The sequence below is a fragment of the Flavobacterium sp. genome (assembly GCF_043773265.1).
GTDB lineage: Bacteria > Bacteroidota > Bacteroidia > Flavobacteriales > Flavobacteriaceae > Flavobacterium.
This window is the reverse complement of record NZ_JAYVFH010000153.1, coordinates 1-14,177: the sequence shown is the minus strand read 5'-3', so window position 1 is coordinate 14,177 and position 14,177 is coordinate 1. Positions and strand designations below refer to the sequence as shown.

12 protein-coding genes and 2 pseudogenes are annotated in these 14,177 nt (G+C 28.5%); 12 read left to right on the top strand and 2 right to left on the bottom strand.

All coding sequences use genetic code 11. The annotated features are described in order from the left end of the window. The 12 genes and pseudogenes from dapA to ACH2BO_RS08350 all read left to right on the top strand — a co-directional run. Positions 1-604: 4-hydroxy-tetrahydrodipicolinate synthase (gene dapA, locus ACH2BO_RS08405; RefSeq protein ID WP_395044295.1), on the top strand; the 604-nt coding region annotated here is incomplete at its 5' end. A gap of 92 nt (positions 605-696) precedes the next feature. Next, the gene (locus tag ACH2BO_RS08400; protein WP_395044294.1) at positions 697-1,491 is read left to right on the top strand and encodes an outer membrane protein assembly factor BamD; all 795 of its coding nucleotides are present in this window, start codon (positions 697-699) and stop codon (positions 1,489-1,491) included. A gap of 6 nt (positions 1,492-1,497) precedes the next feature. Further along, positions 1,498-1,815 carry a DNA-directed RNA polymerase subunit omega gene (locus ACH2BO_RS08395; RefSeq protein WP_395044293.1) on the top strand — a complete coding sequence of 106 codons (318 nt, stop codon included), beginning with the start codon at positions 1,498-1,500 and terminating at the stop codon, positions 1,813-1,815. A gap of 8 nt (positions 1,816-1,823) precedes the next feature. Next, positions 1,824-3,034: pseudogene (coaBC, locus tag ACH2BO_RS08390) on the top strand (bifunctional phosphopantothenoylcysteine decarboxylase/phosphopantothenate--cysteine ligase CoaBC). Then, on the top strand, positions 3,027-3,914 hold the full coding sequence (locus ACH2BO_RS08385) for a DUF4835 family protein (protein WP_395044292.1): 888 nt from the start codon (positions 3,027-3,029) through the stop codon (positions 3,912-3,914). Before coaBC ends, ACH2BO_RS08385 begins: the two are co-directional and overlap by 8 nt. Positions 3,915-3,937: 23 nt before the next feature. After that, entirely contained in the window at positions 3,938-5,590 is a 1,653-nt protein-coding gene (gene recN, locus ACH2BO_RS08380; RefSeq protein WP_395044291.1) for a DNA repair protein RecN, read from the top strand. A 75-nt stretch (positions 5,591-5,665) separates the two neighbouring features. Continuing rightward, positions 5,666-6,856 (top strand): enoyl-ACP reductase FabV, encoded by a 1,191-nt coding sequence (fabV, locus tag ACH2BO_RS08375; protein WP_395044290.1) that lies wholly within the window; start codon positions 5,666-5,668, stop codon positions 6,854-6,856. Positions 6,857-6,982: 126 nt separating this feature from the next. Continuing rightward, positions 6,983-8,893: a T9SS type A sorting domain-containing protein gene (locus ACH2BO_RS08370; RefSeq protein WP_395044289.1), complete on the top strand. Its 1,911-nt coding sequence runs from the start codon at positions 6,983-6,985 to the stop codon at positions 8,891-8,893. 90 nt (positions 8,894-8,983) lie between these two features. Beyond that, positions 8,984-9,979: pseudogene (locus ACH2BO_RS08365) on the top strand (glycosyltransferase); the annotation flags it as partial. Between the two features lie 327 nt (positions 9,980-10,306). After that, a complete protein-coding gene (gene coaE / locus ACH2BO_RS08360; RefSeq protein WP_395044296.1) occupies positions 10,307-10,924 on the top strand; it encodes a dephospho-CoA kinase in 618 nt (205 codons plus the stop codon). Positions 10,925-10,995: 71 nt separating this feature from the next. Continuing rightward, the gene (locus tag ACH2BO_RS08355; RefSeq protein WP_395044288.1) at positions 10,996-12,579 is read left to right on the top strand and encodes a sensor histidine kinase; all 1,584 of its coding nucleotides are present in this window, start codon (positions 10,996-10,998) and stop codon (positions 12,577-12,579) included. 6 nt (positions 12,580-12,585) lie between these two features. Further along, on the top strand, positions 12,586-13,290 hold the full coding sequence (locus ACH2BO_RS08350) for a response regulator transcription factor (protein ID WP_395044287.1): 705 nt from the start codon (positions 12,586-12,588) through the stop codon (positions 13,288-13,290). 157 nt (positions 13,291-13,447) lie between these two features. On the opposite strand, the gene ACH2BO_RS08345 is transcribed toward ACH2BO_RS08350, so the two are convergent. Beyond that, positions 13,448-13,690 (bottom strand): hypothetical protein, encoded by a 243-nt coding sequence (locus ACH2BO_RS08345; protein ID WP_395044286.1) that lies wholly within the window; start codon positions 13,688-13,690, stop codon positions 13,448-13,450. A 138-nt stretch (positions 13,691-13,828) separates the two neighbouring features. Next, on the bottom strand, positions 13,829-14,177 hold a 349-nt coding region (locus ACH2BO_RS08340), incomplete at its 5' end, for an acyl-ACP thioesterase domain-containing protein (protein ID WP_395044285.1).

Sequence of the window (14,177 nt, the reverse complement as noted above, 5' to 3'; positions counted from 1 at the left end):
AACTAGAGATTTCTCTGATTTTGATGCGATTTTATCAGTTTCACCATATTACACCAAGCCAACACAAGAAGGAATTTATCAACATTTTAAGAAAATAGCCGAAAATTCTCCTTTACCAATAATATTATATAATGTTCCAAGTAGAACAGGAAGTAATATGTTACCTGAAACAGTTTTAAGATTGGCAAATGATTTTAAAAATATTGTTGCAATAAAAGAAGCTGCAGGAGATATGGTTCAAGCAATGAAATTAATTCAAAATAAACCAGATGAATTTCATGTTATTTCTGGCGATGATATGATTGCTTTACCAATTGTTTTGGCTGGAGGAAGTGGAGTGATATCTGTTATTGCTGAAGGTTTTCCTAAACAATTTTCAGACATGATTCGTTTAGGGTTGAACCGAAAAACCGATGAAGCTTATAATCTTCACTATCAAATTGCTGATACTATTGAAATGATTTTCGAGCAAGGAAATCCATCAGGTATAAAAGAAGTATTAAAAACATTGACCTTGAGCGAAAACACAGTGCGATTACCTTTAGTAAATGTAGAAGAAAACTTGGCAATAAAGCTTAGAGATTTTACAAATAAAATGAACTGAAAAAAATATTTTATTGTAACCAATTATTAACTAATTTTGCAGTTCGAAATTTTAGCAAATAAAACATCATTTCGAACACACAAATATTTCAAATGAAAAAAATAATATTAATTATCATCTTGGCTGTTTTTGTTTCATCATGTAATGAATATCAAAAAGCATTAAAATCTGATGATACTGCTGTAAAATTGCAAGCAGGAACAAATTTGTATGAAAAAGGCAAATATTTTAAAGCAATAACATTGTTTGAACAAATATCGCCAGCTTATAAAGGAAAGCCACAAGCAGAGAATTTATTTTATATGCACGCACAATCCTATTATAAAAACAAGCAATATAGTTTGTCTGCATATCATTTTGAAAGTTTTGTGTCAAGTTATCCAAAAAGCCAAAATGTAGAAGAAGCAGCATTTCTTTCTGCAAAAAGTTATTCAATGTTGTCACCAGTTTATAGTTTAGATCAAACCGATACAGATAAAGCAATAGAAAAACTACAATATTTTTTAGATACTTATCCAAATTCAAAATATTTTGCTGATGCCAACTCTATTGTAAAAGCAATGAAAGAAAAACTAGAAAAAAAATATTATGAAAATGCAAAGTTGTTTAATTCAATTGAAGACCACAAAGCTGCAATTATTGCATTAGATAATTTTATTTCTGATTTTCCTGGTACAACATATAAAGAAGATGCATTATATTATAAATTTGATTCGGCTTATAAACTAGCAATAAATAGTGTTCAAGAAAAAATGGAAGCTAGATTGATAACCGCAAAAACATCTTATAGTAGTTTAATAAAGTTTAAAGGAGATACAAAATATAAAGAAAAAGCTAACGATATGTTGGTTATAATAGATAAAGAATTACAACAATTTACCAAATAAAATGTCATGGATTTAAAAAAAACTAACGCACCAGTAAACACAATAACTTATAACAAAACAGTTATTGAAGAGCCAACAGGAAATGTTTATGAAGCAATAACTATTATAGCAAAAAGAGCTAATCAAATCAATGCTGAAATCAAAAAAGAATTGATTGATAAGCTTGAAGAATTTGCTACTTACAACGATAGTTTAGAAGAAGTTTTTGAAAACAAAGAACAAATTGAAGTTTCAAAATTCTATGAAAAATTGCCAAAACCACATGCTCTTGCAGTACAAGAGTGGTTGGATGATAAAATTTACCACAGAAATTCAGACAAATAATTACTAAAATGTCAGTTTTAAGCGGAAAAAAAATAGTGCTAGGTGTTTCTGGCGGAATAGCCGCATACAAAACAGCAACTTTAGTTCGACTTTTCATAAAAGCAGGTGCGCATGTCCAAGTGATAATGACACCTGCTTCTAAGGATTTTGTAACACCGTTAACATTATCTACACTTTCTAAAAATCCTGTTTATTCTACATTTTATAATGAAGAAGATGAAAATGCTCATTGGAATAATCATGTTGAACTAGGATTATGGGCAGATTTAATGATAATTGCACCAGCAACAGCCAATACTTTGTCTAAAATGGCTAATGGCAATTGTGATAATCTATTAATTGCTACATATTTATCTGCAAAATGTCCAGTATATTTTGCTCCAGCAATGGATTTGGATATGTATAAACATCAATCTACAATTGCTACTTTTACTACATTAAAGGAATTTGGAAACACTATAATTCCAGCTGAATCTGGCGAATTAGCAAGCGGACTTTCTGGAGAAGGTAGAATGGCAGAACCAGAAAATATAATTGCATTTCTTGAAGCCGATTTAGAAAGTAAATTACCATTAAAAGGAAAAAAAATACTAATAACTGCTGGTCCAACATACGAAGCAATAGATCCTGTACGTTTTATAGGAAATCATTCTTCAGGAAAAATGGGATTTGACATTGCAAATAGTGCAGCCAATCTTGGTGCAGAAGTAATATTAGTTTCTGGACCAACTCATTGCAAGATAAAAAATAGTTCAATTAAGTTAATAAATGTTGTTTCTGCACAAGAAATGTACGTTGCTTGTCATGAATATTATAACGATGTTGATGTTGCAATTGCAGCAGCAGCTGTAGCAGATTATAAACCAAAAAAAGTTGCTAATCAAAAGATTAAAAAGAGTGAAGCAAGTTTATCAATTGAATTAGAAAAAACCAAAGACATTCTAGCTTCTCTTGGTGAAATAAAGAAAAAACAGTTTTTAATTGGCTTTGCTTTAGAAACAGAAAATGAAATTGAAATGCTAAGTTGAAAATTCAGAAAAAAAACTTAAATTTGATAGTTTTAAATTCACTTCAAGATGAAGGAGCAGGATTTGGTAAACCAACTAATAAAATAACGTTTATTGATTCTAGTTTCACTATTGAACCAATGGAATTAAAGTCTAAAGAAGAAGTTGCAATCGATATTATTAACAAAGTAATTCAACATTTCTATGCGTAAATTTTTTTTAATTTCATTATTGTTTGTCTATGCATTTGCTAATAGCCAAGAGTTAAATTGTACTGTTACTGTTAATTATGACAAAATTACAAATGTTAACACTCAAATATTTAAGAACTTACAAACATCTTTAAATGACTTTATGAATAAAACTGTTTGGACAGAGCAATCCTTTCAACAAAGAGAAAAGATAAATTGTTCAATGTTTATTATTGTTAATTCGTTTGATTCCAATCAGTTTAACGCATCAATACAAGTGCAATCTTCTAGACCAGTTTTTAATTCAACCTATTCTTCTCCTTTAATTAATATTAATGATAAAGATTTTAGTTTTAGATACATAGAATTTGAAAACATGACTTATAATCCTAACAGTTTTGACACTAATCTAATTTCTGTTTTAGCATTTTATAGTTATTTAATAATTGGTACAGATGCAGATACATTTTCATTAAATGGAGGAAGTGATTATTTTCAATCTGCACAAGATATTGTAAATCAAGCGGCACAAAGCGGTTTTAAAGGTTGGTCGCAATCAGAAAAAAACAACAATAGATTTTTCTTGATAAATGATATTTTAGCACCAACTCTTAGCGCATATCGTGAAACTTTATTTTCCTATCATTATGAAGGTTTAGACTCTATGAATAAAGATTTAAAGGTTGCTAAAGAATCTATAAAAGAATCACTTTTAAACATTAGTAAATTATATTCTATTCGTCCAAATTCTTACTTAACAAGAACATTTTTTGATGCTAAAGTTGACGAAATTGTTTCTGTTTTTTCTGGCGGACCAACAGTTCCAATTACAGATTTAGTTGAGAATTTAAATAAAATATCGCCTACAAATTCTAATAAATGGTCAAAAATTAAATTTTAATTTTCTTTAATTAAACTTTATAAATGATTACATCTTTATCCATCGAAAATTTTGCTTTGATAGAAAAATTATCAGTTAAATTCTCTGATGGATTTTCTGTAATTACAGGTGAAACTGGTGCAGGAAAGTCAATATTACTTGGTGCATTAGGTTTGGTTTTAGGAAAGCGTGCCGACTTATCATCATTAAAAAACAAAGACGAAAAATGTATAATTGAAGCACATTTTCAAATAAAAAATTACAATTTAAAATCATTTTTTCAAGAAAATGATCTAGATTATGAAGATGAAACCATCATTCGTAGAGAAATTTTATCATCAGGAAAATCTCGTGCTTTTATAAACGATACTCCAGTAAATCTTAATGAATTACAAGAATTGAGTAATTATTTAATCGATATTCATTCGCAACATCAAACCCATGAACTTTCTGATGATGTTGTTCAGTTTCAAATAATAGATTCAGTTGCCTCTAACTTTGATTTAATTTCTGATTATTCAAATAAATTAAAAGAACATAAAAAATCTAAATCAGAATTAAAATCTAAAACCGAATTACTACATTCGGTTACAAAAGAACAAGATTATAATACTTTTTTATTAGAAGAATTATTATCAGCAAATTTAAAATCTGGTGAACAAGAAGAATTAGAAATTCAATTTGAAAAGCTTAATAATGTTGAATTTATTAAAGAAAATATTTCAAAATCCATTTCTTTATCCAATGATGAGCAGTTTGGAGTTCATCAAAATTTGAAAGAAATTAAACTATCAATTCAAAAAATTGCTTCTTTCTCTTCAGAATATGCTATTTTAAATGAAAGAATTTCTAGTGTATTAATAGAATTTGACGATATAGAAAAAGAGCTAATTCAATTATCTGAAAATACAATTTCAAATCCAGAAGAATTAGAATTAACCAATCATAAATTGCAATTAATATATTTACTTCAAAAAAAGCATCAAGTAGCATCAATTGATGAATTATTAGAACTGCAAAATGATTTGGACAATAAAGTAGTTTCGGTTTCAACCCTAGAATCAGAAATAAATTCTATAGAAAAACAAATTGCAGCAATTGAAGTTGAACTAAATAGTTTAGCATTAAAAATTCATGAAAATAGGGTAAATGCCATTCCAGTTTTAACCAATAAATTAGCAGTAATTCTTGAACAATTAGGAATGATAAATGCACGATTTAATATTCAAATAAATCAAACGGAAAATTATTTTTCAGCCGGAAAAGACGAAATTCAATTTTTATTTTCTGCCAATAAAGGTTCAGATTTTGGATTGTTAAAAAAAGTAGCTTCTGGTGGCGAAATGTCACGAATTATGTTAGCTGTAAAATCTATTTTATCAGAATATTCAATGCTTCCTACTATAATTTTTGATGAAATTGACACAGGAGTTTCAGGAGAAATTGCTCATAAAATGGGAGAAATAATGAAAAAAATGAGCAGTAATATGCAAGTTTTTTCAATTACACATTTACCTCAAATTGCCGGAAAAGGAAAAGACCATTTTAAAGTTTTTAAAGTAATAAATAACAATCAAACCCAGTCAGAGTTAAAGTTATTATCAGCAGATGAACGTATTATAGAAATTGCACAAATGCTTTCGGGTTCAACAGTTTCAGATTCTGCTTTAAATCATGCTAAGGAATTGCTTAACTAAAAAATAAAATTATATTTGTTTGTTGAATTTTATAGCCAAAATCAACAAATTCAAAAAATTCAAACTAAATAAATTATGATAATAGAACCAAGAATGCGTGGCTTTATTTGTTTAACTGCACATCCAAAAGGTTGTGAACAAAACATCAAAAATCAAATTGAATATGTAAAATCAAAAGGAAAAATTGATGGAGCAAAAAGAGTATTAGTTATTGGAGCATCAACAGGATTTGGTATGGCTTCAAGAATTTCTAGTGCTTTTGGATGCGATGCAGCCACAATTGGCGTCTTTTTTGAAAAACCACCATCAGAAGGCAAAACAGCTTCTCCAGGTTGGTACAATTCAGCAGCATTTGAACAAGAAGCACAAAAAGCAGGATTGTATGCTAAAAGTATAAATGGTGACGCTTTTTCTAAAGAAGTAAAGCAACAAACTATTGATATGATTAAAGCTGATTTAGGACAAATAGATTTGATAATTTATAGTTTGGCTTCACCAGTTCGTTTACATCCAGAAACTGGAGTTTTACATCGATCAACATTAAAACCAATTGGCGGAACTTTTACAAATAAAACCGTTGATTTTCATACAGGAAATGTTACTCAAGTATCAATAGAACCAGCCAATCAAGAAGACATTGACAATACAGTAGTAGTTATGGGTGGAGAAGATTGGACCATGTGGATTGATGCTTTAAAAGCAGAAAATTTATTAGCATCTGGTGCAACAACTATTGCTTACTCTTATATTGGACCAGCAGTTACAGAAGCAGTTTATAGAAAAGGAACAATTGGAAAAGCCAAAGATCATCTAGAAGCAACAGCATTCACAATTACAGATAGCTTGAAAGACATTCAAGGAAAAGCTTATGTTTCAGTAAATAAAGCTTTGGTTACCCAAGCAAGTTCAGCAATTCCGGTAATTCCACTTTATATTTCATTGTTATATAAAATTATGAAAGCAGATGGGATTCATGAAGGTTGCATTGAGCAAATACAAAGGTTATACAGTCAAAGATTATATACAGGAAAAGAAGTTCCAACAGATTCTAATGGAAGAATTAGAATTGATGACTGGGAAATGAAAGATGATGTTCAAGAAAAAGTTGCTAGTTTATGGTTAAAAGCAACAACAGAAACTTTACCAGAAATTGGAGATTTAGCAGGTTACAAACAAGATTTCTTAAACTTGTTTGGATTTGGTTTTGATGGAGTTGATTATTTATTAGATACTAATGAAATGATATTAATAGATAGTATAGGATAAATTTTCAATTGAAATCCTTCAATTTTACAAATATTTTAACAAATGTTAAATATTGTTAATAAAAAACTCGCTTATTTAAGCGATTTTTTTTTATCTTTAACCTTTTAATCTTATAATAATTAAATTATGAAAAAAATTACTTTATTACTTTTAATGTTAATTACTGTTGGTAAGGGTTATACTCAGTGTTTAACATCTGTTAATGGTCAATGGCCTTCAGGAACATTTGTTCCTAATTCTGCCAATTGTGATGGCTTTACAATTCAAGATATTACAACTTGTGGATATGCAAGTGAATATTCAGTTGTAACTGTAGTTTCTGGTCAGACTTATGTCTTTTCAAGTTACAATAATGTACCACTTGCAATTAATACAGATGTAATTACAATAAGTACAGATAGTGGAGCAACTTCTGCTGCAACAGGAATTGGTAGTCTTACTTGGATTGCAACTCTGTCGGGAAACATTCGTTTTTATACACATCTTGATGCAACATGTGCAGCACAAAGTACTTGTAGAACTAAAACAGTAACTTGTGGAACACTTTCTTCTGATTTACCAGATTATATTAGTTTACAATGGCCACCAACAGCATCAACAATTTCGGGAACAAATGTTACTATTTTTGGTCAAGTTTATGAAGGTGGATTAACTAATGTTGCTCCAAATATTGTTGGACAAGCTCCAGGAATTACAGCTTGGGTTGGTTATAATGCAACTGATACAAATCCTAATACATGGACAACTTGGGTTCCTGCAACATGGAATTCTAGTCATGTTTCTAATAATGATGAATATCAGGCAAATATTGGTTCTACATTAGTCGCTGGAACTTATTATTATGCAACACGTTTTAGATTAAATACTGGCGCATATGTTTATGGTGGTATTGATTCAAGTGGAAATGGAAATTTCTGGAATGGAACATCACATTTAAGTGGTGTTTTAACTGTAACTCCAATGACAAATGATTTGTTTGCAAACGCTATTTCTGTAAATTGTGATACTAATTATTCTGGAAATACAACTGGAGCAACTTTAGATGAAGCAAATCCTGCTTTAGCTTTTGGTGTAGATTTAGACAGTCGAAATGTTTGGTATAAATATACAGGAACTGGAACAGCTCAAACTGTTACTTTAAATTTATGTGGTTCAACTTATGATACTTCTGTTTTAGTATTAACTGGTACTTCTGGCAGTTTAACAGCAATTGCTGGTAACGATGATGATAACTCATGTGCTGTTTTACCAGCAACTACAAGTGTTCTTTCAAAAGTTAGTTTTGTTTCAGATGGTACAACAACCTATTATATTGCAGTTGAAGGTTTTAATACAGGTAGTTTTGGAGCTTTTGTAATGAATGTAACTTGTGCAGTTGTAATTCCTCCAGCTGTTACCAATCAGGATTGTGCCACTTCATTATTGGTTAATGTAGATGCTACAGATGTTGTTTCAGATAATTCATTTGGAACAGTAAGTTCTGCTCAACCTACTTGTGATGCTTTTGGTTCAATACAAGATGTATGGTTTTCATTTGTTGCACCAACATCAGGAAATGTTGATTGTTTAATTACTAATAGTACTATGACATCTTCTAATTTTAATATTTATTCTGGTACATCTTGTGCTACTTTAGCTCCAGTTTTAAATACTTGTAATATTGATTTAACTGTACCAACAACCGAAGTTTTAACAGGTTTGATTTCTGGAAACACTTATTATGTTCAAGTTTGGAGTAACGCTACTGAACAAGGTACTTTTACATTGCGATTGACCGATCCATCTTTATCAACTAATTCATTTGACACTGCAAACTTTAAAACATATCCTAATCCAGTGAAAGATGTTTTAAATATTGAATATTCTCAAAACATTGAAAAAATTCAAGTTATGAATTTATTGGGTCAAGAAGTTATTGTAAAAGCTATTAATTCAACTCAAAGTCAAGTTGATATGGCAAACTTGGCTCAAGGTACATATTTAGTAAAAGTTACTGCTAATGGTTATGTTAAAACTATTAAAGTTATTAAGCAATAAGTATAAAATTTATTTGATATTTAATAAAAGTCCTGCGAAAGCGGGACTTTTTTTTTATAGAAAAGAGTATATTTGTTAAAATTTTTTTAAATGTATTTTTCAATTATTATTCCAGTCTACAACAGACCTGACGAAATAAACGAATTACTTGAAAGTTTGCTTCTGTCAACTTATCAAAGCAACTATGAAATTGTAATTGTAGAAGATGGTTCAACAATTACTTGTAAAGATGTTGTTCAAAAATATTCAGATAAATTATCGATTTCTTATTATTTTAAAACAAATTCTGGTCCAGGTGATTCTAGAAATTTTGGAATGAAAAAAGCCAAAGGCGATTATTTTATCATTTTTGATTCAGACTGTATCATTCCAAATAACTATTTATCAGAAGTTGAAAAACAATTAAATTCAAACTTTGTAGATTGTTTTGGTGGTCCAGATATAGCATTGAAATCGTTTTCTAACGTTCAGAAAGCAATAAACTTTGCAATGACTTCTTTTCTTACAACTGGAGGAATTCGAGGTGGTTCAGAAAAAATAAATAAATTTCAACCAAGAAGTTTCAATATGGGAATTTCTAGAAAAGCATTTGAAACATCTAACGGATTTGGAAATATTCATCCGGGTGAAGATCCAGATTTAAGTATCAGATTATGGAAGTTAGGATTTGAAACACGACTTTTTACATCTGCATTTGTATATCATAAACGAAGAATTGATTGGAAAAAATTTAGTAATCAAGTTTCTAAATTCGGAAAAGCACGACCTATACTAAATAATTGGTATCCAGAATATAAAAAATTAACCTATTGGTTTCCATCGCTTTTTGTTATTGGTTTTTTTGTTTCAATACTTTTATTATTTCTTTTATTTGATTGGGCTTTGAAATTATATTTTCTTTATTTTATAATTGTTTTTATAGTTTCGAGCATAGAAAATAGAAATCCTATAATTGGGATTTTATCAATTGTTGCAGTTTGGAAACAGTTTTTTGGTTACGGATTAGGGTTTTTAGAATCTTTTTATAAAATAAATATTTTAAGAAAAAAACCACAAGAAGCTTTTCCAAAACTTTTTTTTGATATAAAAACTTCTCAAGAAAATATAGAGGAAACTTTAATTATTGAAAGAAATCAAGAAGCAATTATTGAAAAATCAATAACTCAAGAGCAGAATTTTATTGTTGAATTACCTCAAAAATCTACTATTGATAAGGATAAAAAAACAATAGCTCTAATTGAAAATTTTAAATCGTCAATTAAAAAAACAATTGATGTAACAACTGAAAAAGCTTCAACTCTATTTGAAAATGTTAAACCTTCTGTTAAAAAAAATGTTGCAAAAAAAATCGAAAAAGAAGTAATTCCAGTTCAAAATGTTGGTAATCCTTCAATAGAAAAAACTGTAATTCCTGTGAAAAATATAGGTAATTCTAATATTAAAAAAACAAAAATAATTGGTTTAACTGGCGGAATTGGAAGTGGCAAAACTACAGTTGCTAATTATATAATATCTAAAGGAATACCAGTTTATGTTTCAGATGTTGAAGCAAAAAAAGTAATGGAGTTTTCAAATATAATTACTCAAATTTCTGAAGCTTTTGGTAATGAAATTATAAATCCAAATAATACACTTGATAGAGAAAAATTGGCATCTATAGTGTTTAATAAACCAGAAAAACTTAAACAACTCAATGCTATTGTTCATCCTGCTGTAAAAAAACATTTTGAAAATTGGATAGTTATTAATAAAGAAGCTCCAATGATTGTTAAAGAAACCGCAATATTATTTGAAAGCGGAAGTTATAAAGATTGTGATGCTATAATTACAGTAACATCTCCATTAGAAACAAGAATTAGCAGAGTTTTAAAAAGAGACAATACAACTCGCGAAAAAGTTTTACAAAGAATAAATAATCAATTATCTGATGAAGAGCGAATTGAAAGAAGCGATTATGTTGTTGTAAATGAGAATTTTGATAATACTAAGAAACAAGTTGATGAAATCATTAATTTATTGAAAAATAAATAATTTTTGACTTCAATGTTAATGTTTGGTTAATGTATTAACAGAATAAATGTTAAAATACTAAATTTGTTGTGATGAATAAGTTTGTTTTTCGGCTATTAGTGATTTTAATGAGTTTGTCCTTGCTTGGAATAATATTTGTTCAAGTATATTGGTTTAATACATCATTAGAAAAGAGTGAAGACGAATTTAAATTTCACATCAAGCAAGTATTAGGAAACGTTTCTAGTAAGTTGCAAAAAAAAGAGCAATATGCTTTTTATAATAAATATAATAGGGTTAAGGATAGCACTGGTAAAATTCCTCAAAAAGACGATTTATTAGAATATGGTTATTATCAGCGAAATTCTAAAACCAATGAAACTATAATTTATTCTAGTAGTATTATTGCAGAAGATTATGATATATTTTCAACGTTCTTTGATAAAAATGCAGACAGTATAAGGTTAAAATCATTTTCTACTAAAAGAAAAACAGAGGTTTTTAATAATAAATCATTTGACAATCCTGGAATTCAAAATAAAGATATTCCTGATGTTACAATAGAAAAAACTGGAGATGTTGATATTCTTGAACGAGCAGGATTTGAAATTCAATATAAAGATATTGTTTCAAATTATCCTATTCAAGATAGAGTTTCAAAAGATGAAATTAATAAACTATTGTCAAATGAATTAGAAGAATATGGCGTAAATACACCATACGAATTCAATGTTTATAGTAACGGATTGGCAACTAAAATAAAGTCAGATCATTTTCGTTATGATAAATATTCAACATATTCAATACCAATATTTATAGACAATGACGGAAATAACAAGTATAATTTGCATGTAAATTTTCCTCAAAAGAAGAAATTTTTGTTTAGAGAAATTGTTGGTATTACATTATTGTCAATCATTTTTACGTTAGTCATTATTATTGCTTATGCTAATGCTTTACATCAATTAATGAAACAACGCCAGATTTCTGAAATTAAAACCGATTTCATTAATAATATGACTCATGAGTTTAAAACACCAATTGCAACTATTAATCTTGCACTTGATGCCATAAAAAATCCAAAAGTAATTGATGATAAAGAAAAAATTTTTAGGTATTTGCAAATGATTCGGGACGAAAATAAACGAATGCATGCACAAGTAGAAAATGTACTTAGAATATCTAAGTTAGAAAAAAGAGAACTTGATATATCGAAAGTATCTTATAATGTTCATCAAATAATTGAAGATGCTATAGAACATATTAATTTAATTATTGAAGACAGACAAGGAACTATAACAACTCATTTTGAGGCAAATAGAACCACAGTGCTACTAAACGACGTACATTTTACAAATGTAATTGTTAATATTTTAGACAACGCCATAAAATATTCGCCAGATGTACCCGTTATTAATATATATACAGAGAATATTAAAGACTTTATTTTAATTAAAATAAAAGATCAAGGAACAGGAATGAATAAAACAGCTCAAAAAAGAATTTTCGAAAAATTTTATCGAGAGCATACAGGAGATTTACACAATGTTAAAGGTCACGGATTGGGTTTAGCTTATGTTAAACGAATTGTTGAAGACCATAATGGTGAAGTTTTTGTAGAAAGTGAAAAAGGAAAAGGAAGTACATTTATAATAAAATTGCCATTGCTAAATTAAAAAATTATGGAAAAAGAAAATAAAAAAATATTATTAGTTGAAGACGATCAAAATTTTGGAGCAATTCTTAAAGATTATTTAATGCTCAACGATTTTGATGTTACACTTGCCAAAAATGGCATGGAAGGTTTTGAAAAATTCAAAAAAGACACTTATGATTTGTGTATTTTAGACGTAATGATGCCATATAAAGATGGTTATACTTTGGCTAAAGAAATACGTGAAAAAAATAAAGAAGTGCCAATAGTTTTCTTGACTGCCAAAACCATGAAAGAAGATGTATTAAAAGGTTACAAAGTTGGAGCAGATGATTATCTTAACAAACCATTTGATTCTGAAGTATTGTTGATGAAAATTAGAGCAATAATGCAAAGAAAAGCGGCAGAAACTAAACCAGAAAATGTTCAGTTTGAATTTCAAATTGGTAAGTTTCATTTAAATTCTAAGTTGCGTTTCTTGAATTTTCCTGGTCATGAGCCAATAAAATTATCTCCAAAAGAAAACGAATTACTAAAAATGTTAGCCGTTTTTGTTGAAGATTTAATGCCAAGAGAATTAGCTTTAACTAAAATTTGGAGAGACGATAACTACTTCACTTCTAGAAGTATGGATGTATATATTGCTAAGTTAAGAAAATATTTAAAAGACGATCCAGATGTAGAAGTTCTTAACATTCATGGCGAAGGTTTTAGACTAGTTGTAAAAAAATAAATTTATAAAAACTTCAAGAAATTGAAGTTTTTTTTGTTTAGAAGCTTTTTCCAGCTGTGCACTATATCTTTTTTTGTTCTCGTTTTTAAGAACGAGAACAAAAAAAGGATGCCGTTTCCATCTGGGCTAAAAAATAAGTAGTAATAAGAACTATTTTTTAAAATTCAAGTTCAAGTGCAAAACACACTTTATTGTCTTTATTAATTGTAAAAATATTTTCATTTTTAGCAATTGAAATTTCATCATTTAGCGAAACTTCTTTTAAATAATTCATTTCAAAACTCTTTAATTTTTTACTCATAATCATTTTAGAATCTACAAAATCTAAACACCATTCTAAATATTTTACACTATTAGCATGATTTACAATATCTAAATCAGATAATTTTACTATGTTCATTGCTACAACATTCATTTCTTGTTGAATATTTATTCTAGAAGATGAGTTAATTGTTGCACCATCGTTTGGATATTTAATAAAATGATCATTTGGTATAGCTAACGTTTCTGGTCTTCTTGTTTTGGTATTAAAAACTGCTCAAAAAGTTTCGCAACCCACAATTTTTTCATTACCATTAAATACTTCCAAACAGCGAATTGATCTTGAATTTTCTAATGAATTTATCCAAGTTTTAATAGTAATTACATCTTTCCATTTTGGCAATTTTTTAATTTCAACTCTCATTCTACTTAAAACCCAAGCTTGATTAAACTCTTGCATATCACTAAAACTAATTCCGCCAAGTTCAGCATGTTTTGCAGCAGTAAGTTGTAAAATATTACACAAATCAGTATATTTTAAATACCCATTTGGATAACATTGCAAAAAATTAATTTCCCAATCTTGGTGTAATATTGAGGTGAAGTTAGGTGAAATTGGCATTTTA